Source organism: Mesorhizobium sp. M0184 (assembly GCF_040322215.1).
Classification (GTDB): domain Bacteria; phylum Pseudomonadota; class Alphaproteobacteria; order Rhizobiales; family Rhizobiaceae; genus Mesorhizobium.
Genome location: NZ_JAMYSZ010000002.1, coordinates 191,909 through 213,918, shown reverse-complemented (window position 1 = coordinate 213,918; position 22,010 = coordinate 191,909). Strand labels below are relative to the sequence as shown.

Annotated in this window: 23 protein-coding genes and 1 riboswitch; of the genes, 18 read left to right on the top strand and 5 right to left on the bottom strand. The window is 62.0% G+C overall.

The genetic code is table 11. The features are described from left to right. Window positions 1-159 precede the first annotated feature (159 nt). Entirely contained in the window at window positions 160-693 is a 534-nt protein-coding gene (locus tag NKJ23_RS04085) for a YybH family protein (protein ID WP_352678380.1), read from the bottom strand. Window positions 694-810: 117 nt separating this feature from the next. Here NKJ23_RS04085 and NKJ23_RS04080 point away from each other — a divergent pair, with 117 nt between their 5' ends. From NKJ23_RS04080 to NKJ23_RS04015, 14 genes are all read left to right on the top strand, one after another. Then, window positions 811-2,355, top strand: coding sequence for a Fic family protein (locus tag NKJ23_RS04080; RefSeq protein WP_352678377.1), 1,545 nt, complete (start codon window positions 811-813; stop codon window positions 2,353-2,355). Window positions 2,356-2,537: 182 nt separating this feature from the next. Beyond that, window positions 2,538-2,654, top strand: a riboswitch (TPP riboswitch). Between the two features lie 104 nt (window positions 2,655-2,758). Next, on the top strand, window positions 2,759-4,594 hold the full coding sequence (thiC, locus tag NKJ23_RS04075) for a phosphomethylpyrimidine synthase ThiC (protein WP_023679203.1): 1,836 nt from the start codon (window positions 2,759-2,761) through the stop codon (window positions 4,592-4,594). Then, a complete protein-coding gene (gene thiO, locus NKJ23_RS04070; RefSeq protein WP_352678374.1) occupies window positions 4,591-5,592 on the top strand; it encodes a glycine oxidase ThiO in 1,002 nt (333 codons plus the stop codon). The genes thiC and thiO overlap by 4 nt, the downstream gene beginning before the upstream one ends. Beyond that, entirely contained in the window at window positions 5,561-5,758 is a 198-nt protein-coding gene (thiS, locus tag NKJ23_RS04065) for a sulfur carrier protein ThiS (RefSeq protein ID WP_023679205.1), read from the top strand. The genes thiO and thiS overlap by 32 nt, the downstream gene beginning before the upstream one ends. A 1-nt stretch (window position 5,759) precedes the next feature. After that, window positions 5,760-6,533: a thiazole synthase gene (locus tag NKJ23_RS04060; protein ID WP_023679206.1), complete on the top strand. Its 774-nt coding sequence runs from the start codon at window positions 5,760-5,762 to the stop codon at window positions 6,531-6,533. Continuing rightward, complete coding sequence (locus NKJ23_RS04055) at window positions 6,530-7,135, top strand: thiamine phosphate synthase (protein ID WP_023679207.1); 606 nt, start codon at window positions 6,530-6,532, stop codon at window positions 7,133-7,135. The genes NKJ23_RS04060 and NKJ23_RS04055 overlap by 4 nt, the downstream gene beginning before the upstream one ends. Then, window positions 7,126-7,899 carry a hydroxymethylpyrimidine/phosphomethylpyrimidine kinase gene (locus NKJ23_RS04050; RefSeq protein WP_023679208.1) on the top strand — a complete coding sequence of 258 codons (774 nt, stop codon included), beginning with the start codon at window positions 7,126-7,128 and terminating at the stop codon, window positions 7,897-7,899. The genes NKJ23_RS04055 and NKJ23_RS04050 overlap by 10 nt, the downstream gene beginning before the upstream one ends. A gap of 412 nt (window positions 7,900-8,311) precedes the next feature. Beyond that, window positions 8,312-9,037 carry a GntR family transcriptional regulator gene (locus tag NKJ23_RS04045; protein ID WP_023679209.1) on the top strand — a complete coding sequence of 242 codons (726 nt, stop codon included), beginning with the start codon at window positions 8,312-8,314 and terminating at the stop codon, window positions 9,035-9,037. Window positions 9,038-9,064: 27 nt separating this feature from the next. Next, on the top strand, window positions 9,065-10,099 hold the full coding sequence (locus tag NKJ23_RS04040; protein WP_352678371.1) for an ADP-ribosylglycohydrolase family protein: 1,035 nt from the start codon (window positions 9,065-9,067) through the stop codon (window positions 10,097-10,099). Then, window positions 10,096-11,082 (top strand): PfkB family carbohydrate kinase, encoded by a 987-nt coding sequence (locus NKJ23_RS04035; protein WP_352635145.1) that lies wholly within the window; start codon window positions 10,096-10,098, stop codon window positions 11,080-11,082. The genes NKJ23_RS04040 and NKJ23_RS04035 overlap by 4 nt, the downstream gene beginning before the upstream one ends. A gap of 39 nt (window positions 11,083-11,121) precedes the next feature. Then, window positions 11,122-12,183, top strand: coding sequence for an ABC transporter substrate-binding protein (locus tag NKJ23_RS04030; protein ID WP_352635147.1), 1,062 nt, complete (start codon window positions 11,122-11,124; stop codon window positions 12,181-12,183). Window positions 12,184-12,251: 68 nt separating this feature from the next. After that, window positions 12,252-13,121 carry an ABC transporter permease gene (locus tag NKJ23_RS04025; protein WP_352571236.1) on the top strand — a complete coding sequence of 290 codons (870 nt, stop codon included), beginning with the start codon at window positions 12,252-12,254 and terminating at the stop codon, window positions 13,119-13,121. Beyond that, the gene (locus NKJ23_RS04020) at window positions 13,121-13,909 is read left to right on the top strand and encodes an ABC transporter permease (RefSeq protein ID WP_352457202.1); all 789 of its coding nucleotides are present in this window, start codon (window positions 13,121-13,123) and stop codon (window positions 13,907-13,909) included. The genes NKJ23_RS04025 and NKJ23_RS04020 overlap by 1 nt, the downstream gene beginning before the upstream one ends. Continuing rightward, window positions 13,909-14,976: an ABC transporter ATP-binding protein gene (locus NKJ23_RS04015; protein WP_352635149.1), complete on the top strand. Its 1,068-nt coding sequence runs from the start codon at window positions 13,909-13,911 to the stop codon at window positions 14,974-14,976. Before NKJ23_RS04020 ends, NKJ23_RS04015 begins: the two co-directional genes overlap by 1 nt. Before the next feature lie 1,150 nt (window positions 14,977-16,126). Here NKJ23_RS04015 and NKJ23_RS04010 read toward each other — a convergent pair. Together NKJ23_RS04010 and NKJ23_RS04005 are read right to left on the bottom strand one after the other, a co-directional pair. Continuing rightward, window positions 16,127-16,648, bottom strand: a complete 522-nt coding sequence (locus NKJ23_RS04010; RefSeq protein ID WP_352678368.1) for a hypothetical protein — start codon at window positions 16,646-16,648, stop codon at window positions 16,127-16,129. A 391-nt stretch (window positions 16,649-17,039) separates the two neighbouring features. Beyond that, a complete protein-coding gene (locus NKJ23_RS04005) occupies window positions 17,040-17,360 on the bottom strand; it encodes a type 1 periplasmic-binding domain-containing protein (RefSeq protein ID WP_352678364.1) in 321 nt (106 codons plus the stop codon). 63 nt (window positions 17,361-17,423) lie between these two features. Between NKJ23_RS04005 and NKJ23_RS04000 the strand changes: the two genes are divergently transcribed. The 4 genes from NKJ23_RS04000 to NKJ23_RS03985 are packed head-to-tail and all read left to right on the top strand — an operon-like array spanning window position 17,424 to window position 19,367. After that, a complete protein-coding gene (locus NKJ23_RS04000) occupies window positions 17,424-18,350 on the top strand; it encodes a DUF3363 domain-containing protein (protein WP_502902486.1) in 927 nt (308 codons plus the stop codon). Next, the gene (locus NKJ23_RS03995; protein WP_352678361.1) at window positions 18,347-18,745 is read left to right on the top strand and encodes an ABC transporter permease family protein; all 399 of its coding nucleotides are present in this window, start codon (window positions 18,347-18,349) and stop codon (window positions 18,743-18,745) included. Before NKJ23_RS04000 ends, NKJ23_RS03995 begins: the two co-directional genes overlap by 4 nt. A gap of 56 nt (window positions 18,746-18,801) precedes the next feature. Beyond that, a complete protein-coding gene (locus NKJ23_RS03990) occupies window positions 18,802-19,062 on the top strand; it encodes a CopG family ribbon-helix-helix protein (protein ID WP_031211112.1) in 261 nt (86 codons plus the stop codon). Beyond that, entirely contained in the window at window positions 19,059-19,367 is a 309-nt protein-coding gene (locus NKJ23_RS03985) for a type II toxin-antitoxin system RelE/ParE family toxin (protein WP_352678358.1), read from the top strand. Before NKJ23_RS03990 ends, NKJ23_RS03985 begins: the two co-directional genes overlap by 4 nt. Window positions 19,368-19,554: 187 nt before the next feature. On the opposite strand, the gene NKJ23_RS03980 is transcribed toward NKJ23_RS03985, so the two are convergent. Next, entirely contained in the window at window positions 19,555-20,607 is a 1,053-nt protein-coding gene (locus NKJ23_RS03980) for an L-idonate 5-dehydrogenase (protein ID WP_352678356.1), read from the bottom strand. Further along, entirely contained in the window at window positions 20,604-22,010 is a 1,407-nt protein-coding gene (locus tag NKJ23_RS03975; RefSeq protein WP_023674276.1) for a TRAP transporter large permease, read from the bottom strand. The genes NKJ23_RS03980 and NKJ23_RS03975 overlap by 4 nt, the downstream gene beginning before the upstream one ends.

The following is a 22,010-nucleotide window of genomic DNA, read 5'->3' as shown; positions in this document are numbered from 1 at the left end:
AATCCATTGGAAAGCGCGCCAGACCGAAGCTATACCGCGCGGTTAGCCGGTCCCCATCGTCCTGCCACTCGACAGCGCTGGCAATAGAGCACCAGATCCCGGTCACTACAGCCGCCCTACCCTTCGCAAGACGGTCGATGAGGGCCTGGATATCTATCCCTATTCGGCCGCACCTAAGTTCCAGATGTCCCGATGCAGGCGCCATGTCCCGTCGTCGCCCTTTTTCCAGACGACGAGATACTTGCCCGCGACGGTGGAGAGGGCGCCGCCTTTGCTCGGCACACCGAGCGTAAATGCGCCAACTTCGTAGGCGAGATTCCCGCTCCCTTCCACTTCCAGCGCCTTCAGGGTGAGATTCTTCACCCCGGCCTTGATTGCGCCCTGCCAGAATTCTTCCACGCCCTTGCGGTCATCGACGCGTTTGCCGTCGGGTAGCAGCAGGGCGGCATCGTCGGTATACATTTGACCTACCGCTGCTGCGTTTCCGCTGTTGAAGGCGTCCATGAATTTTACCAACGCCGCTTCGATGTCCTCACGAGCCGAGTGGGAGCAATCCGGCTCGACGTAAGGCGGGCCATCCGTGCCGGCCTCGTGACTAAGAGACGGACGAATGGCGGTTCCTGGACTCACCTTTTTGTCTGAAGTCGCTTCCTTGAGCCGGTGGCGGAGTTCTTGCTTGATCGACTTCAGCACCGTTTTAGAATCGATTTTCGGAAAATTTGTCTTGTGGCATCAATTTTCATGGAATAGGATCATTTTTCATAGGATTTGGCCGATTAAACCAAAATTCGATGGAAGGATTCGCTTTTCATGCCTGCGGTGCAACAGCACCAATTTTCAGGTCCTGTTACCGTTTTTCAGGAAATCCGCCTTCCTGAAACGGCGACCCCGGCCGGGTACAGCGCCCTGATCGGAGCCTACAGGCTCGCCGTGCCCTTGCCCCGTAGGTTGTTCGCCACTGGCGAGCATCATCGCATTACCGAACGGGATGGCTGGCGGATCATGACCCCCCGCCATGCCCCAAATCCTACCCTCGAAGGCCACCTGACCTTTGCGCTCAAGTACGAGGGACTGGACCTTGCCGTCCTCAAGCGGCTGTTCCAAGTGACCGGTCCCGCGCCGATCGAGGCGCTGGTCCGTGAAAGCCCGACCGGCAGTTATGCCCGCCGCATCTGGTTTTTATATGAATGGCTGAGGGGCGCGCGTATCGATCTGCCGGCCGCGGAGGCCGGACGATACATTCCGGTTGTCGATCCCGAGCTGCAGTGGCCCGGACCCGACAAGACCGCTTCGCGCTACCGCGTAAGGGACAATCTCCCCGGCACGCGTGAGTTCTGCCCTCTGGTGTTCCGCACCAAGATTCTCGAAAAATTCATCGGCCTTGAACTACCGCGGCGCGCGGAGGCAATCGTAGCGGACGTGCCGCGCGACCTCCTTGCTCGGACCGCCGCCTTTCTTTTGCTCAAAGACTCGCGATCAAGCTATGCGATCGAGGGCGAGCACCCGCCGCAAGATCGCATCCAGCGCTGGGGCCGCGCCATCGGCGAAGCCGGCCGCTGGCCGATCGATCGCGATGAGCTGCTGCGTCTGCAAAGAATTGTACTTGGCGACGCCCGTTTCGTAAGACTTGGCTTCCGAAAAGAAGGAGGTTTCGTCGGCGAGCATGACCGAGACAACGGCACGCCCTTGCCCGATCACATCGGCGCTCGGCCCGAGGACCTGCCGCGGCTAATCGATGGAATGGCAGCGTTCGATCAGGGCCCCGCGCAAAAGCTTGATGCAGTCGTAGCCGCCGCAATCCTCGCCTTCGGCTTTGTCTACATTCACCCGTTCGAGGACGGAAACGGCCGCATTCACCGCTACCTAATCCACCACGTTCTTGCCATGCGCGGCTTCAATCCGCCGGGAGTGGTCTTTCCCGTCTCGGCCGCGATCCTGGACCAGATCAACGAGTACAGGGGCGTGCTCGAGAGCTATTCGCAGCGCCTGCTGCCGTTGGTGGAATGGGAACCGACGCCGCAATTCAACGTCCGGGTGCTGAATGACACCGGTGATTTCTACCGGTTCTTCGATGCAACCCCGCACGCCGAATTCCTCTATGCTTGCGTTCAGCGGACGATCGAACGGGACCTTCCCGAGGAAACCGCATTTCTGCAGCGCTACGATCAGTTCCGGCAGCAGGTGGACGCCTTTATCGACATGCCCGAGCGGTTGACCGATCTGCTCTTCCGTTTTCTTCACCAGAATGATGGACATCTATCGAACCGCGCGCGCGAAAAGGAATTCGCCGCGCTGACCAGTGACGAGGCAGGAAGAATCGAGGCGATCTACGCGCAAACCTTGGGTGCCCATTGAAGGTGTGATCATCAGGATTGATTTTTAGTCCGACGGTTTGCGATTCCCTTGTCCCTGCCTTCATCTCCGACGCTTGACTTGTCGCCGAGACATGCACGATTTTTTCCGCACGGTCTGACCGGCCGCCGATCAGCCGCGGCCAGAACGCGCTTGACAAACCGGAGCCGTCCCGTCCAACCTCACGCATTCACCAGGGGAGTCCCGGCAAGGGGCTGAGATACTGCTGGCATTGGCGGCGCAGTGACCCGTTGAACCTGATCCAGTTCATACTGGCGTAGGGACGGTGCAAGCGCTTTGCGGGAGTTTACGCCCGAGGTCCTGTTTCAGCAGGTCGCTAGAAGCGTCTTTTCATCCTTCCGGCACAGAACTGGGTCTCCAATGCAACGAGCAAAGGAGCCTCAAGATGAATGCCCTCACCCCCGCCGTCTCGACGGGACCGCTGCCTGCCTCACGCAAAATCCACAAATCCGGTACCATCCACCCGCAGCTCAGGGTGCCGATGCGCGAAATCTCCGTCCATCCGACGGCAGGCGAGCCGCCGGTGACCGCTTACGATCCGTCCGGCCCCTATACCGACCCGACTGTCGAAACCAGCATCGAAAACGGCCTTGCACGGCTTCGCCATGAATGGGTCACCGCGCGCGGCGATGTCGAAGCCTATGACGGCCGCCACGTCCGGCCAGAAGACAATGGGTTTGCGGCGGGCGAGCGCCTAACACCGGAATTTCCAGTCCGCAACCGGCCACTCCGGGCCCAGACCGGCAAGGCGGTGACACAGCTTGCCTATGCGCGCGCTGGCATCATCACGCCCGAAATGGAGTTCGTCGCCATCCGCGAGAACCTTGGTCGCGAGATCCTGCACGGCAAGCTTGAGCGCGACGGCGAGGCCTTCGGCGCGGCGATCCCCGACTTCGTCACGCCTGAATTCGTCCGCCACGAGGTGGCGCGCGGACGCGCGATCATTCCCGCCAACATTAATCATCCCGAGAGCGAACCGATGATTATCGGTCGCAATTTCCTGGTCAAGATCAACGCCAATATCGGTAACTCCGCCGTCACATCGTCGATGGCTGAAGAGGTCGAAAAGATGGTGTGGGCGATCCGCTGGGGCGCCGACACGGTGATGGATCTGTCGACCGGCCGCAACATCCACAACATCCGCGAATGGATCGTCCGCAACTCGCCGGTGCCGATCGGCACGGTGCCGCTTTACCAGGCGCTCGAGAAAGTCGGCGGCATTGCCGAGGATCTTACCTGGGAGGTTTACCGCGACACGCTGATCGAACAGGCCGAACAGGGCGTCGACTATTTCACCATCCATGCCGGCGTGCGGCTGCACTACATCCCGCTGACCGTTGACCGGGTCACGGGTATCGTCTCGCGCGGCGGCTCCATCATGGCCAAATGGTGCCTGCACCATCACCGGGAGAGCTTCCTCTACGAGCATTTCGCTGAAATCTGCGACATCTGCCGCGCCTATGATGTGTCCTTTTCGCTCGGCGACGGCCTTCGTCCCGGCTCGATTGCCGATGCCAACGACGCGGCGCAATTCGCCGAGCTGGAAACGCTCGGCGAGCTGACGCAGATCGCCTGGGCGAAAGATTGCCAGGTGATGATCGAGGGGCCCGGCCACGTGCCGATGCACAAGATCAAGGCGAACATGGACAAGCAGCTCGCCGTCTGTGGCGAGGCGCCGTTCTATACGCTTGGACCGCTGACGACCGACATCGCGCCGGGCTACGACCACATCACTTCCGGCATCGGCGCGGCGATGATCGGCTGGTTCGGAACGGCCATGCTCTGCTACGTCACGCCCAAGGAGCATCTCGGCCTTCCCGACCGCGATGACGTCAAGACCGGCGTGATCACCTACAAGATCGCAGCGCACGCGGCCGACCTGGCGAAGGGCCACCCGGCGGCGAAAGTCAGGGATGACGCCCTTTCCCGCGCGCGCTTCGAGTTCCGCTGGGAGGACCAGTTCAACCTGTCGCTCGACCCCGAAACCGCACGGTCCTTCCACGACCAGACCTTGCCCAAGGAGGCGCACAAGCTGGCGCATTTCTGCTCGATGTGCGGACCGAAATTCTGCTCGATGCGCATCTCTCACGACATCCGCGCCGAGGCACAGAAAGAGGGCATGGCGGCGATGGCGGCGAAATACCGCGAGGGCGGCGATCTCTACGTGCCAGCGGACGAGACCGGCGCACCGCTCACGCCTCAGCCAGGTAAGCCATCATGAAGGTGCTGATAAAGGGGGCCGGCGTCGCCGGCCTCACCGCCGCCTTCGAACTCGCCGCCCGCGGCGCGACGGTCACTGTCGCCGAGATCCGGCATGGCCTTGGAGGCAATGCGTCGTGGTTCGCCGGCGGCATGCTGGCGCCATGGTGCGAGCGTGAAAGCGCCGAGCAGCCGGTGCTGGACCTTGGACGTGACGCTGCCGACTGGTGGGATGCGGTGCTGCCGGGTCAGGTGACACGGGGCGGAACACTTGTCGTGGCCCCCCCGCGTGATGCCGGCGAGCTCGACCGCTTCGCCAGCCGCACGTCGGGCCATCGGCGTGTCGATGAAGACGAAATTGCGCTCCTGGAACCCGACCTCGCCGGCCGCTTCCGGCGCGGACTGCTCTTCCCAGATGAGGCTCATCTCGACCCGCGCCAGGCGATGGCAGCACTTCATGACAAGCTCGCAGCCATGGGTGTCAAATTCCACTTCGGCACCGACGCCCGGCATGTTTCCGGTTTCGATCGTCAGATCGACTGCCCGGGGATGGCCGCCGTCGATGACAGGCTTCGCGGCGTTCGCGGCGAAATGCTGATCCTAAACACGCCAGACTTCTCGCTGTCGCGCCCCGTCAGGATGCTGCATCCGCGCTTTCCACTCTATGCAGTGCCGCGCACCGACCACCGTTTCATGATCGGCGCGACGATGATTGAAAGCCAGTCCGCCCGACCAGTCACGGCGCGTTCGATGATGGAGCTTCTGGGTGCCGCCTATGCCCTTCATCCGGCCTTTGGCGAGGCCGAGATCGTTGAAGCCGGTGTCGGCGTCCGTCCAGCCTTTCCCGACAATTTGCCGCGCGTCGAAACGAACGGTGAGATCATCGCGATCAATGGGCTCTATCGTCACGGTTTTCTTCTCGCCCCCGCCATGGCGCGCCAGGCTGCCGACCTGGTTTTCAATCAAGACAGAACCAAGGAGCTTGCTCATGAAACTGATGGTCAACGGCAAAGTGCATGAGGTTGCCGCCACCACGCTGGCCGAGCTGCTTGCCGCGCTTGACTATGAGGGCGATTGGCTCGCGACCGCCGTCAACAACGACCTCGTGCACAAAGCCAGCCGGGCGGAATTCCAATTGAACGACGGCGACCGGATCGAAATCCTCTCGCCCATGCAGGGAGGCTAGCATGTTCGATCTTCTCGGGACGACGCTTCCCTCCCGCCTGCTTCTCGGCACGGCTCAATATCCTTCGCCGGCCATCCTTGCCGATGCAGTCAGGGCATCGGGCACCTCGGTGGTGACCGTCTCGTTGCGCCGTGAAATGGCAGGCGGCAGGGCTGGCGAAAAATTCTGGTCGTTGATCCGCTCGCTTGGTGTCAGAATCCTGCCCAACACTGCTGGCTGCCACTCCGTCAAGGAAGCGGTCACGACCGCACAAATGGCGCGCGAAGTCTTCGGCACGCCCTGGATCAAGCTCGAAGTGATCGGCAATCACGACACGCTGCAGCCGGACGTGTTCGGTCTGCTCGAAGCCGCCCGCATCCTGTGCGAGGACGGTTTTGCGGTGTTCCCGTATACTACCGACGACCTTGTCGTCGCCGAGCGGCTGCTTGCGGCGGGCTGCAAGGTCTTGATGCCCTGGTGCGCACCGATCGGTTCCGCCCTCGGGCCGGTCAACATCATGGCGCTGCGCTCGATGCGCGGACATTTCCCTGATGTCCCGCTGATCGTGGATGCTGGTCTCGGACGGCCATCGCACGCGGCAACAGTCATGGAGTTCGGCTTTGATGCCGTGCTCCTGAACACAGCGGTCGCCAAGGCGGCCGATCCGGTCGGCATGGCGTGTGCGTTCGGCAAGGCGGTCGAGGCCGGTCGAGAAGCTTTCAGCTCAGGGATGCTCGAACCCCGCGACGTCGCGGTGCCATCGACACCAACATTCGGCAGGGCGGTTTTCTCATGAAGCTCGATCCCTTCTACCTGATCGTCGACAGCGCCGCCTGGATCGAACGGCTGGTGCCACTTGGCGTCAAGCTGGTTCAGTTGCGCATCAAGGATAGGGACGAGACCACGCTGCGGACGGAAATCCGCCGCGCGAACGACGTCTGCGCGGTCCATGGTTGCCAACTGATCGTCAACGACTATTGGCGGCTCGCCATTGAGGAAGGCTGCGACTTCGTCCATCTCGGCCAAGAGGATTTGGCCGCGGCCGACCTGCTGGCGATTAAGTACGCCGGATTGAAGCTCGGGCTCAGCACGCACGATCATCTCGAACTGGAAACGGCGATCGCTGCCGAGCCCGACTATATCGCGCTCGGCCCCATCTATCCCACCATCCTGAAGCAGATGAAATGGGCGCCGCAAGGGCTCGAGCGGATGAGCGAGTGGAAGTATCGGGTGGCGCCGATCCCATTGGTCTCCATCGGCGGCCTCAACCCCGACCGGCTCGACGGTGTCTTCGAGGCTGGTGCGGACAGCGCGGCGGTGGTCACCGACATCACGTTGAATGCCGATCCCGAAGCGCGCACGCGAGAATGGATCGAAAAGACAAAGCCATGGCGCTGAGGCGAGAACCGCATGTGCTCGTGGTCGGCGGATCAGACTCCAGCGGTGGGGCTGGAATTGCACGTGATATCGAGACGATCTCTTCCATTGGCGTGCGCACCTGCCTGGCTGTCACAGCGCTGACGGTGCAGACGCACGAAGCCGTGATGGAAATCCATCCTTCGCAGCCCGATCTTGTGGCCGATCAGATGTGCGCCGCGCTGCAGGCCAACAAGGTGGCGGCAATTAAGATCGGCATGCTCGCAACGGCTGAGATCGTCGTTGCCATTGCCGGCGTGCTGCGCGAAAATCCGCAGGTGCCGGCAGTGCTCGATCCGGTGCTGGCCTCGAGCTCCGGCCGGGGGCTTCTGGAAGCAGGTGCCATCGCTGCCATGAGGCGCGATCTGATGCCGCTTTGCTGCCTTGTGACCCCCAATCTCCTCGAGCTGGCGCTCCTTGTTGGTGCGGAACCGCCAGCCGACGAGAGCGACGCGGTGAGACTGGGACGGAAATTGCTGGCAGCCGGCGTGCCGGGCCTGCTGATCAAAGGGGGCCACGCATCAGGACCTCGATCAACCGATATTCTGTTGCGTTCGGATCAAGAACCAATCCGCTTCGACGCACCTCGTCTTGTCGCATCAATGCGCGGGACGGGTTGCATGCTGGCTAGCGCGATTGCGGCGCATCTGGCGAAGGCGAAGCCGCTCGAAGACAGTGTGCGCGAAGGCAAGCGGCTTGTCTTGGCCATGTTTAAGAAGAATGCAGCAGACCGACGAAACTTGTAAGATTTTCCAACTCTCGAAAGACACGCCTGCCTCTCGCGGGTCCGGGCTGGTAATTTCCCTTCGTAATTCACCTCACTCGACAGGAGTAGTTTGACGGCCTCGCCAGGCGGCGACCGCGAGATCAACGATGGCGAGGCGGCCGTCGTGCGCCGTATCTAGTGCGTTGTGTGGCATCCTTTCCCCACATCCGACTGCGATCCTGGAATTCACCTTGGTCGCGAGCTCCTGCTAAACGACGCCCCTCGACGGGAGCGGTCGATCCCGCGTCTCGGCTGCGGCGGCGCTAGGCTGACGCTCCTTATGCCGTCCTGTTGAACCGGACTCGGGATCACGAACTGCTCCATGCGGCACTCGTTGACAAGCCTGCCGTGATATGAACAGGATTATACAGGCTCACTGAACAGGTACCCATATGAAGCGGCGCTCGGTTCAACTGTCTCCCGGCACGGGCAAGCCCGAACAGATCGCCACCGTTCTCGAACATGAAATCCGCTCCGGTGTTCTCGGCTTCGGCGACCGGCTGCAAAGCGAGAACAAGCTCGTCCAGCGTTTCTCCGTCAGCCGCAACACCGTCCGCAAAGGCCTCGAGGAACTGTCCAACCGCGGGCTGATCACGACCAAAGTCGGCATCGGCTCTTTCGTCACCTTCGATGGCAAGCCCGTTGATGACTCCATCGGTTGGTCGCGGGCGCTCGCCAACGCCGGCGCCAACGCCGAGACGCGGACGCTGCGGCTCGAGGTGATCGAGGACCCCGGTCTTGCCGCACTGCTTGGTATAGAAAACCCGTTTTTCATCGCTGTCGACCGGGTGCGCACCAATGCCAGCGACGGCCACGCCATCTCCATCGAGCGCAGCCGCCTGCCATTGTCGCCGGAACTGGAGGACGTGCCGTTGCGCGGCCTGCGCGAAGGCTCGCTGCACCAGACGCTGCGCGGCGCGGGCCTCATTCCCGACCATGGCGAGGAATGGGTCGGCATCGAAATGCTCAACGCCGAGGACTCTGCAATCCTCGGTTGCCCGCAAGGCACGCCGTTCCTTCGCGGTCGCCGGTTGACCCGCGCCGCCGATGACCGGCCGATCGAATATGTGACCAGCCTGCTCAACCCGGCGCATTTTGCGCTGCATATGAGGTTCTGAGTGATGCCGGACGACAACACCGGGAATATGACTGATCGGGCCATGGGGGCGCTTGTCGGCGGGGCACTGGGGGATGCGCTGGGCATGCCGACGCAGCTTTTGTCGCCGGCCCGGATTGCCGAACTCTACGCCCATGTAGAGGGCTTCATTGCTCCTTTGGCCGACCATCCGGTGTCGAAGGGGCTTCCCGCTGGAACGATCACCGACGACACCGAACAGGCGCTTCTGCTTGGCCGTATCCTGGTCGAATCCGGTAACCGCTTCGATCATACGCGGTGGGTCAACGCGCTGCTCGACTGGGAGCGCGACGTCAAAGCGCGCGGCAGCTACGATCTGCTGGGACCATCGACCAAACGCGCCATCGACGCCATCAACAATGGCGTGCCGGCCGAGGAAGCGGGGCGCAGCGGCGACACAAATGGTGCGGCCATGCGCATTGCGCCGGTCGGCATCATGATGCCGCCAGAGCCGCTGGACGCGCTGGTCGCCAAAGTTGCCGAGACCTGCCGGGCCACGCACAACACCTCGATTGCCATTGCGGCCGCAGCCGCCGTTGCGGCGGCCGTCAGCCGCGGCGTCGCCGGCGGCGACTGGCGCGCCGCTTCCGACAGCGCCATCGCCGCGGCGAGGGGCGGAGCAACGCTCGGCCATTGGGTGACCGGCGGTGACATTGCCGCGCGCATTGGGTGGGCGCAGGAGCTTGTGCGCGGCAAGGCGACGAAGGACGCGATCCGGCTGATCACCGATCTGGTCGGCACCGGCGTCGCCAGTCAGGAGTCCATTCCGGCTGCATTCGCGGTGCTGGAAATCGCCGGCGGTGATCCCTGGCAAGCGGCGGTGATTAGTGCCAATCTCGGTGGCGACACCGATACGATCGGCGCCATCGCGACCGGCATGGCCGGCGCCTGCACCGGCTTTTCCCGACTGCCTCAGAACCGCATTGCAGACCTCAAGGGCATCGACATAGCGGCGGTTGGCGCGCTCACCGCCGACCTTGTTGCGGCCCGTATATCCAAGCGCCGTGCCGACAGGACGGGTCCCGGCAAGGATGCGGCGATATGAGTGGGCGTCTCGTCCATGTCGGCAGCGCGGTGGTCGACTATGTCTACCGCATCGACGCCTTGCCGGCGCCGGGTACGGAGAAGACGGCGTCGAGCTACACGCAAGTCGCCGGCGGCGGCTTCAACATGATGGTCGCGGCCAGCCGCACCGGCATGAAGGTGGTGTTCGGCGGCCAGCTCGGCAGCGGACCCAATGGCGACTTCCTGCGCACGGCCTTAGCCAGTGAGGGGATCGAGACACTGACGACGCCATCGCCCGTCATGGACAGCGGCAATTGCGTCGCCATGATCAGCAGCGATGCCGAGCGCACCTTCGTCTCGTGGCCTGGTGCGGAGAGCTTGCTCAGCCTTGACATGATGGCGCCCGTCTCGGTCGCGCCGGGGGATTGGGTGTTCACCTCCGGCTATACGCTTAGCTATCCGGGAAGCCGAGACTCGCTTGTCGACTGGATCGAGGCACTTCCGGCCGACACACCGCTTGTCCTCGACCCGACACCTGTCGTCGTCGACATTCCCCGCCCTATCCTGCCTCGGATACTCGCCCGCACCACCTGGTTGAGCTGCAACAGGATGGAAGCGGCCGCGATTGCCGGTCCGGGCGACGTCGAGACACTCGCGTCACGGCTTCTTAGCGACCACTCCCCGAAGGCCGTCGGCGTCGTTATTCGCGCCGGAGCGAAAGGCTGCCACATACGGCTGGCCGATGGCTCGGCGCAAACGAGTGCCGGCTTCAAGGTCGACGCCATCGACACCAATGGCGCCGGCGACACCCATATCGGCGCTTTCGTCAGTGCGCTGGCGCGCGGCGCGCCGCCTTTTGAAGCAGCGCGCTACGCCAATGCGGCGGCGGCCATTTCCGTCACCCGCCACGGTGGTTCATCAGCGCCGACCGACCACGAGATCCAGACATTCCTAAGCCATGCCGGCGGTCCGCCGATCGGCCTCCATGGCCGGAAGCAAGAGGCCAAACGCCCGACAGCCTGACAAAGCCCGGGAAGCGGGCAAACACAGAGAGGAACGAACATGCGCATGCCCGACTTGACTGCCCTGCTGACGGCGACCGCCGTCTTCACCTCCGCACTCGCATTTGCCGCCAAGGCCGACGAGGTGCACGTACTCAACTGGAAGGGCTACGGCGCCGACGAGCCGTGGGCCATCGAAGCCTTCGAGAAGGCGACCGGCAACAAGGTCGTCAACGATTTTTTCAATTCCGAACAGGAGATGCTGACCAAGCTCAGGACCAATCCCGGCCTTTACGATGTCGTCATGATCAACGCCGCCTTCAACGACCAGGCGATGGCGGAAAAGCTGATCCAGCCGATCGACACGTCCAAGCTGCCGAACTTTCCCGACATCAGCAAGGACAAGGCCGGATCGCCGATGCTCGTCCATGACGGCAAGGTCTATGGCGTGCCGTGGGTCTGGGGGCTGACGGCGCTCGCCATCAATGAAAAATCCTTCGATAAGCCGCCGACGAGCATCGCCGAAATGTGGGATCCCGCTCACAAGGGCCGCGTCACCATCCGTGATGATGCCGTCGAGGCGGTTCAGTTCGGCGCCATTGCCACCGGCCAGAACATCAACGACATCAAGGATATCGAGGCGGTCAAGGCGAAGCTCACCTCGCTGATGCCGCAGATCAAGACGTTCTGGAGCTCGGAGAACGACTGGAACCAGATGGCTGCCTCTAACCAGATCGACATCGGCACCTATTGGAGCGGCTCGGCCGACCGCGCCAAGACTCATTTCAAGCTGCCGGTCTCGCTCGTGATCCCGCAGGAGGGCGCTGTCGCCTGGCTCGACGCCTTCTCCATTCCGGTCGGTTCCAAGAATGTCGCCGGCGCCGAGGCCTTCATCAACTACATGATCGACCCGAAGTTCTATGTCGAATGGGTCACCAAGGTCGGAGCCCCGGTATCCGCCAACACCAAGGCTGTAGAAGCACTTCCCGGGGATGCGTTCAACCGCAAGGTGATGGGTGACCCGGCAGTCGCCAAGCGCATTCAGTTCCAGGCGCCGATCACAGACGCCCAGCGCGAAACCTATCTGTCGCTCTGGCAGCAGCTCAAGGTCGACGTGAAGTAACAGCAGAAGCCGGGATCAGCCGACCATCCATGTCGGCTGATGCTTCCCCATCCTGGGAGGTGGATGTCATGGCAGCACAGGTTGCGGCCGCGTCGCGCAGCGGATTGAGATCGGCCTTGCCACTGCTGGCGCCTGCCTATCTCTGGCTGACGGTTGCGATCTTCCTGCCGCTCTCAGCCATGGTCTTCTTCTCCTTCATGACCGACCTGCCGCTGTCGGGAAAGCCGTGGGCGTTCACGCTCGAAAACTATGCCGCCTTCTTTTCACAAAGCCTTTATCTGACATTGCTTTTGGCCTCGCTGCGCCTCGGCCTCGAGGTGACGCTGTGGTGCATCGTCATCGGTTATCCCGCCGCTTATGTGCTGGCCAAGGTGCTGAAAGGCCGCAGCCGAGAGGCGATTTTCCTTCTCGTCATCCTGCCGTTCTGGTCGAATGGGCTGGTGCGCATCTTCTCCTGGGCGATGGTGCTGCGTGAAGGAGGCATTCTCGACACCACGCTCAACGCCGTGCTGCCGTTCAAGATCAACATCGACCTGATGTATTCTTATCCGGCGGTCATCATCGGGCTGGTGCACTCCTACGTGCCTTACATGGTGCTGACCTGCTACTTGACCCTGCAGGCCATCGATGACTCGCTGATAGAGGCCGGGCGCTCGCTCGGTGCCTCGCGGGTGCAGGTGCTGAATCGGGTCATCATTCCGCTGTCGTTGCCGGGGCTGGTGGCGGGCGCAGCGCTCATCTTCGTCCCGGTTGTTGGTTCGTTCATGGAACCGCGCATCCTCGGCGGCCGTACCGGCACCTTTTACGGCACTGTCATCGAAGACCAGTTCGTCGCCGTGTTCAACTGGCCGCTGGGTGCTGCGCTCTCCTTTATCCTGTTGGCCGTCGTGCTGGTCATCCTGGCGGTTGCCTCGCCGGTGCTGCGGAGGGCTACGTGATGGCGACGACACGTGCTCTCGAATGGCTCGGCCGCCTCTACATCTGGCTATTGCTCGCCTTCCTCTATGTGCCCATCGTCATCATGGCGCTGATGTCTTTCAACGTTTCGCCCTTCTACCAGCTGCCGTTCGAGTGGACGACGGAATGGTATGTCTCGCTGTGGCAGAACGCCCAGCTTATCTCAGCCACCTGGAACAGCGTCGAAATCGCAGTCATCAGCACCATCATCTGCGTCGTGCTTGGCTCGGCCGCGTCACTTGCGCTCTACCGCTATGAGTTTCGTGGCAAGAAATTCCTGCAGGCGCTGCTGTTTCCGCCAATCGCCATTCCGTGGCTGATAACCGGCACGGCGATGTTGATCTTCTTCTTCGGCGTCGGCATTGGGCGCGGCCTGTTCGCCATCCTGCTCGGGCACGTCGCGCTTGCGCTGCCCTACGTCATTGTCGTCGTGTCGGCCCGACTGCAGACCTTCGCGCCCGAGTTGGAAGAGGCGGCGCGCTCGCTCGGCGCCAATCAATGGCAGGTGACGAACCGCGTCACGCTGCCCTGGATCATGCCGGGCGTCATTGCCGGCGGGCTGTTCGCCTTCGCCGTGTCCTTCGACCAGTTCGTCGTATCCTACTTCCTGTCGACGCCCGGCCAGACGACGCTGCCGGTCGAAATCTACGCCGCGATCCGCAAGGGATTCACACCCGAGATCAATGCGGTCTCGACGATCATCATTGTCGTGTCGATGGCACTGATGCTGCTGACGGCGCGCTTCTTCAAATTCGGCGGAGAGAAATAATGGCTGGCGTCCAAGTAGCGAACGTGTCGCGCGCTTTCGGTGCCCATAAGGCGCTGGACGATGTCTCCATCGATTTCGCCGATGGCGGCTTCTATGCCCTGCTCGGGCCGTCAGGCAGCGGCAAGACCACGCTGCTGCGACAAATCGCGGGCTTCGACTTTCCCGATTCCGGCCGCATCACCATAGGTGGTGAGAGCGTCGAGCGGGTGCCGGTCGAAAAACGGCGCATCGGCATGGTGTTCCAGAACTACGCCCTGTTTCCCAACATGAGTGTTGCCGGCAATGTCGCCTTCGGCCTGTCGGTACGCGGCGAGCCCAAGGCAGTGATTGCCAGCGAGGTACAGCGCGCACTCGACCTCGTGCAACTCGGCAGGCTCGGCGGCCGCCGGCCGCACCAGCTGTCCGGCGGCCAGCGCCAACGGGTTGCGCTCGCTCGCGCGGTCGTCATCCGGCCGCGCGTGCTGTTGCTTGACGAGCCACTCGGCGCGCTGGACAAGGCGCTGCGCGTCAACATGCAGATCGAGCTCAAGCGCATCCAGCGCGAGATCGGCATCACCACCATCTTCGTCACCCACGACCAGGAAGAAGCGCTGACGATGAGCGACCGCATCGGCATTCTGCGCGATGGCAAGCTGGTGCAGGAAGGCTCGCCCGAGGAGATCTACGATCGGCCGAAGAGCGAGTTTGCCGCCACTTTCCTGGGCGACGCCAACATCCTTCGCGGCGACAGCACGGGCAACGGCATCCGACTGCCGGACGGCACAGCGATTGCCGCTGGCGCGGGTGCCAAGCTTGCCGCTGGCGCCAAGGCAAGCTGCGCCGTGCGGCCCGAACGCCTCCGCATCTTCATTGATGCCGAGGCTCCGGATGCGGCCAACGCGAATGTCCTGCGAGGGCAAGTGTCCAAACGCATCTTCGCCGGAAATAGCAGCACTTACTTTGTCGAGCGTGCCGGCCAGACGCTCAAGGTGATTGTGCAGAACACCGGCGCTGGCAGGCTGGCGGAAGGTCAGGACGTCGTGCTGAGCTGGTCGCCAGAAAGCACGGTCTTGATCGCGGCGGGTTAGATTGACAATCAGCGTCGATTTTGTCGTCGGCGTGGCCGCGGTGGCCTATCCGGGCAAGGGTGGCGGATTTACCAAGACGCTGCTTCGCGGCCGCACCTCTCGCGTCGTGGTGACCATGGGCATGCCTTCCTTCTTTACCGGCTCTGGTTCCTCGGCCACGGCATTGCCGGCAAGGGGCGCAGCATCTTCGGCGCATTCATGCACGGCTCGACCTCAGCGCGGCAGATCGACGGCGAGGCCGATGGGCCGTCCGAGCCCTCTATGGCGTTACAGGTCTTGGCACCGTCGGCCCCCTTAGCGGAGCATGACGGAAAAGGCTGAAACGCCCCCCTTTTCGCCGCAGCTCAGCCGCTTTCCATCGAAGGGCTTTCAAGGTGGTAGGCGCGTGAGCCCGTTCCTAGTCCGAAATGATTACTTGCGCTGTAGCTAATGTAATTACAATCTTATCAAGCCGGAAGCCGCATCGACCGGCCAAGCGCGAGTACCGTCTCCGCCACTGTCTCAAGACAGCCGACGACATTTTTTGCGGTGCGCTCTAAGGGGGAAATGCAATGAGATTGACGATTATTTGTGCGGCAATTGTGATTGCCGGATCCACCGCCACCGTTGCGCACGAGAAGAAGATGGTGGTCAGAACAGAAGTCACGTCAGCCTGACCCGACTTGTCAGGCACGGTCAAGAAAGGAGGGGAACAGATTTGGATTGCCGTTCAACCGGAACTGTCTCCAGCGCGGTCCCGAAAGACAAATCGGAGCCGCGCCTAGGCTATGAAACGGTTAGTCCCGGGATCATATCAATCTTTTTGCTCACAACCGGCTACGAAGGCGAGCGCCGGCATGATGCGCTGCCCCTCCCCGTGCGATTGTTCCTTCGATCGGCGACAGCAACGAACGAGCTGTGAAGCGGTACTGCCCCAAGCGGATGTTGTATCACCGTCTTGGTCTGTCGGATGACGAGATGAGGCCGGCGCTAGCTAGGAACCTGCGAACTGCGATGCGAACATCCTGCTGCTGTCCAACCAGAAGATGTCCGCCAGTGTCGTAGACGACCAGTTTGGGCCTTGAACGGCCCTCCACTCCGGTAACAACAGGCAACTGCAATATGGAACAGTCGCCTGGCCCTCTGCATAGCCCTTCAGATGCGTCTTTGATTATTGCTTGAGGAACGCGCCCGTGTAGGTCTGGCCGGCAAGCGTAACGGTTCCGGCCAGGGCCCCGTCGGGCCGCATGACAAAACTGACGTCCGCGCCATTCGGTAAGCGCTCAAGCTTCAACGTGCTCCCTACAATTCTTCCAGCGCCGGCGGCCTCTCCCGGATAGTTGTCGCCCAGATTTCCCCACGCATAGGTGACCGTCACCTTTCCATTGGAAGAAATCGTCTGAACAGCAAGTTTGGCGTCATAGATCCCGTCCAATTGTCCGGCCCATAGACCCGAAAAAGCAGCATACTTTGTTGGAACGCCCTTGCCAGGGGGAGTGACCGCCACGGATTGATCTAAGATCGCTGAGCCGGAAGGAACAGCGCCAGGATCCAAGGCAGGTTGTGAAGGAATACTATCAGGTTCTAACGCAGGTTCGAGAGTGGCGGGTTGCGGCGTTTCAGGAGCCGATTGGCACGCGGCTAAAGCAAGCGCCGCGAAGCCAAGCATTGCGTTGCACATGCGGTGTGCCATCTTCTGGTGCCCCGGGCCATCTTTGAGTCTAGCGCGGGCCGACCTTATCACGCGTTTTCACAACCTGTGTCTAGGCAAGGTATGTCGTACGACGGCGGCTCGTCGAAAAGGAGCCTTTGGTGCCGTTCAGATCACAAAGTTGATGGCTGACGTTGACCGCTAGCTGACGATGCTTTGCCAACGTTGGCGATCTGACAGTTGCTGGGCCCATCATTCTTTACCGCGACCTCGGCGGCGAAGCATTGCGGTCGACCGCTTGACGGATCGATACGGTCGGGGTCGGGATGCGCATTTGCGCGTTCACTGCTGGAAGCGCGAATTGGCAGTCTGAAGCTTGCACCGGTTGAGCTATCCCGAGGGATCTCCTGATTCATCCGCCGAGATATTTGTCTCAAATATTCTCCGGCGTGACTATTTCGAAAGGTATGGACCGCTGAAGCGTAGCGAACGGTGCTTGTGGTCCCATGACATCAATCATTGTCTGCACAAGAAGTGCAGAGGTCGCCTCCAGCGGATGACAAAGGGCTGCGGTGATCAACCCTTCAGACAATCCCTTTCGGGTCTCGGGGCCAATGTCACGGCAAACCAACTTGATCCCCGACCGCCTTTCGGAAGGAACCTCCCTCAGTGCGCGAAGTACACCGGTTATTCCGCCGCCGACGATCAGAATTCCCACAAGATCGTCAGTCGCCTTCAGCAACTCGGCCACCATTCGGTAAGCCTCGCTCGATTCCTCGTGGGTGGGGCGACTTTCCTCCACCGTGAGCCTTGGAGCGTGCTGGGGCTCAAAGTCGGCCGGCTGCGGCAACTGGAAAGCCTGGGCCTCGCGAACGAGATCCGTCCCGGCCAGTGGATGGTGGTCGAAGAGGCCGAGGCCACTTTGCGCGCCCTCGGTGAACGCGGCGACATCATCAAGCGCATGCACCGCAGCCTCACTGTGCATGGGCTAGAAAAAGGGACGGCCGACTATGTGCTGGCCGCCGAAAAGATTGATGCGCCCGTGATCGGCCGACTGCTCGAACGCGGCCTTGATGACGAACGGCGCGGCGCGGCCTATGCCATCGTCGATGGCATTGATGGACGCACGCACCACATTCGCTTCCATGACCCTGATGCGGCCGGAGACTCCGACCCGGGCTCGGTCGTGGAGTTGTGCCGCGATGCGAGTGCAAATGGCGGTGGCCGGGTCACGCTCGCGGTCCGCTCCGACCTCTCAATCGAACAGCAGGTCCATGCTTCCGGCGCGACTTGGCTCGATCGCCAACTCGTTGCACGCGAGCCTGCCGAATTCGGTGACGGCGGCTTTGGCAGGGACGTAAGACAGGCACTGCAAGATCGGGTCGACCACCTTGTCAGCCGCGATCTGGCCAGGCGCGAGGGACAGCGCGTCATTCTTGTGCGCAATCTGATCGATACTCTACACGATCATGAGGTGGAATCGCTCGGTGCCCGCCTCGCCGCCGAGACGGGCCTCTCATTCACGAAGGCTGCCAACGGCGATCATGTGGCTGGGATTTACCGGCGGCGTTTCTCACTGGCTTCAGGCCGGCTCGCGATGATCGACAATGGGCTCGAATTCAAGCTCGTGCCCTGGTCGCCGTCGCTCCAAAAGCGATTGGGTAATCAAGTCATCGGGGTCGTGTGCTCGGATACGGGGGGCGTGGATTGGAACCTGGGAAAGAAGCGCGGCATCGGGCTATGAAGGTTACAGGCGTATGCTCTATCCTGATGCTGGGAAGCCAGCACGGTCGCACATTCTATTTGTACCCGCACAGTGAAGCGCCGATTGCCTCGCAAAATAGGGACTTTGCGCATCCTCGATTCAGTCTGGCGCCCGCGATCGCGGCACTGGCGCTGTTTGCCTTCGTCTATCATTGGAACAGCTATCTGTGCCCGCTGACAGTTTTGCAAGGCAATGCAGAGGATTATCCGATCGTCATTAGCCTCAGCCGCCTGCTCAGCTACAACAGAGGCGCCCTCAATACAGGACTGGTCATGGCCGGCGCCACGCTCGCCGTGCTGCCGCCATTGATGCTCTTCGCCTTCCTGCAGCGCTTCTTCGTGGATTCGATCGTCGGCTCGGCGGTCAAGGGATAATGGACCAGCGCGGCGCTCTGTGCTAAGGTGTACACAGATCAACACAGGACACCGCTATGGCCGCTAGCACCACTATGACAATTCGCGTCAGTCCCGATGTAAAGGAAAAGCTCGACCGGATCGCAACCGACACCCGGCGTAGCAAGTCGTTCCTCGCAGGTGAAGCCGTCGCAGCGTATGTCGATCGCGAGCTTGAAATCATTGAAGGTATCAAGCGCGGCCTTGCTGATGTCGAAGCTGGGCGCATCGTGTCTCATGATAAGGCCATGGCAGAAATTTATGCCGCGATTGATGCCGGCATGGGCCGCAAGGTGTGACGCGAGCCGTTCAGTGGTCTCGCGGTGCGCTGGACGACATCAAGGAACAGATCGCCTATATCTCGCAGGATAATCCGCGCGCTGCGCGCCTGGTCGCAGACCGGATTCTGGACGCAGGGGCCGCGCTTGGGGAAATGGCAACCGGGCGACCCGGCCGTGTATCCGGCACCTATGAAAAGCCTGTGAGTCGCCTGCCCTACATCATCGCTTATGCCGTGACCGCCAAGGGCGGCCGGGAAAGCATTTCAATTTTGCGGGTGATCCACGCAGCGCGCGGTTGGCAGGACGAGGAATGGCCGAACTAAGCAAAATCTCGCGACGAAGGGGCTTTAATCGCGAGCGGATTTGCTGCCAACAATTTTGACAGCAAGCTGCCGGTATTGCTCCCGAGTTTAACCGGAGACCTGGGTGGGAGCATATACGTCGAGCACGTTCTGAGTTTCGTCCGTTCGCAACTAGTTATGGCTACTAACGATCTGGCAAAACCACGATTCAGTCCGCAGTGAGCACGACCTTGACACTCTGTGAACGGTCGGCGGCAAGACGGAACGCGTCTGGGGCGGAGGAAAGCGTGCGCTCGGCGGTCACCAGTTTCAGGACGTCCACCTCTCCCGACACGATGAAATCGACTGCGCGACCGAACTCGCTGCCGAAGCGGAAGGCGCCTTTGAGGTCGATCTCCTTGGCCATCACCGCATTGGCCGGCAGCGGAATCTGGCCACCGGGAAGGTTGCCGATCTGGACCACCGTGCCGCCGCGCCGGACACTGGCGATCGCAGCGGCAAGGCCGGCCGTGGTGCCCGAAATCTCGAACGCCACATCAAGCGAACCGCCGGCAGCAAGCCCCTGGAGCTCGGCGTCGCCGCTGGAAAGGTCGATCGTCCTGTCGGCGCCAAGCCGGCGGGCGAAGGCGAGCGGCGCGGCGGCGATATCGACGACGGTCAGTTCACCGCAGCCGGCAAGCCTGGCCGCAAGCATGGTCAAGAGACCGATGGGACCGGCACCGAACAGGATGACGTTGCGGCCCCTGATGTCGTCGCCCGCCCGCGCGACGGCGTGCAGGCTGACCCCTAGCGGCTCGGCAAGTGCGGCCGCCTGGTAGGCCACGTCAGATGGAACCTTGAAACATTGCGCGGGCGTGGCGTCGAACAGACTGGCGAAGCCGCCCTGCATATGCGGCGTCTTCGACGCCGAGCCCATGAAATAGATATTCTCGCAGAGATTGGCGCGGCCTTCCAGGCATCGCGCGCAACGCCCGCACCAGCGCGATGGATTGACCGCGATATGGTCGCCGACGCCAAGGCCGGGCGCGGCGCCGTTGATCTCGATGATTTCGCCTGAGATTTCGTGGCCGAGGACAAGCGGCGAAGTGACGACGAAGTCACCGGTACGGGCATGGCGGAAATAATGCAGGTCGGAGCCGCAGATGCCCCCGGCCCCAAAGCGCACCCGCACCATACATGGTGCCAGCGGTTCAAGCGGACGCTCCACGACGCGCAGGTCCTGCGGGCCGAACAGCGTTGCGGCAATCACCTGGCCGCTCACCGGATCAAGCCCATCTCGGTCGGCAGCCAAAGCGTGATGGCGGGTATGAAGGTGATCAGAAGCAGCGCCACGATAAGCGGCACCAGCCACGGCAGGATCGCCATGGTGGTGCGCTCGACCGAAAGCTTGGCGACGCGCGACAGCACGAACAGCACCATGCCGAGCGGCGGGTGCAAAAGCCCGATCATCAGATTGAGCGTCATGATCAGCCCGAAATGCACCGGGTTGATGCCGTAGACGGCAGCGACCGGCAGCAGGATCGGCACCAGAATCGTGATCGCGGCGATCGTATCGAGGAAGCAGCCGACCACCAGCATCAGGATGTTGACCAGGATCAGGAAGACCCACTTGTTTTCGGTGAGCGCGAAAATGAAGTTCGAAAACAGCTGTGCCGCCTGGCTGACGGTGAGCAGCCAGGCGAAGATCGATGCGGCGGTAACGATGAATAGCACCGACGCGGTCGTTTCGATCGTGTCGAAGCTGGCCTTGGCAAGCAAACGCAGCGTCATCGTGCGGTAGCGCACCAGCCCGAGGAAAAGCGACCAGATCACGGCCGCCATCGCCGCCTCGGTCGGCGTGAACCAGCCCATCGTCATGCCGCCGATCAGGATGACCGGCGTCATCAGCGCCATGACCGCGGAGAAATCGAAATACCAGTCCGCGGCGATCAGCAGCAGCAGCGCGATGCCGACCGCGATGTTGATCGACAGGCCAAGCTGCACAAGCACGTAACAGCCAATCGGAAAGGCAGCCACCACCAGCACCTCGCCCGCCGCTTCGGCGAGCCGCCGAAGCTCGAAAGGCGTGTCGGAACCCCAGCCGCGATTGTAGGCAAAGATGGCAACCGTAATCATCATCAGCACGGTCATGACCACGCCGGGCAGGATGCCGGCCATGAACAGCGCACCGATCGAGACATTGGCCATCATGCCGTAGATGACGAAGGGCAGCGAGGGCGGAAAGATCGGCCCGAGCGTGGCGGAAGCGGCGGTAACCCCGACCGCGGCGTCGATAGGATAGCCGTGGTCCTTCATCGCCTTGATTTCGATGGTGCCGATGCCGGCGGCGTCGGCGAGCGCGGTGCCCGACATGCCGGAAAAGATCACCGATCCGATGATGTTGACCTGCGCCAGGCCGCCCTTCATCCAGCCGACCAGGGCAAGGGCGAAGGAATAGATGCGCCCGGTGACGCCGGCGATGTTCATGAGGTTGCCGGCCAGGATGAAGAAGGGCACGGCGAGCAGCGGAAAGCTCTCCACCCCGGCGATCATGCGCTGGGCTGCGATGATATCGGGCGCCACGCCGTAGATGACAAGGTAAAGGATCGAGGCGGCCGCCATCGAAACAGCGACCGGCACGCCGATGAGCATCAGGACAAGAAAGCCCCCTACCAGAAGCAGCAT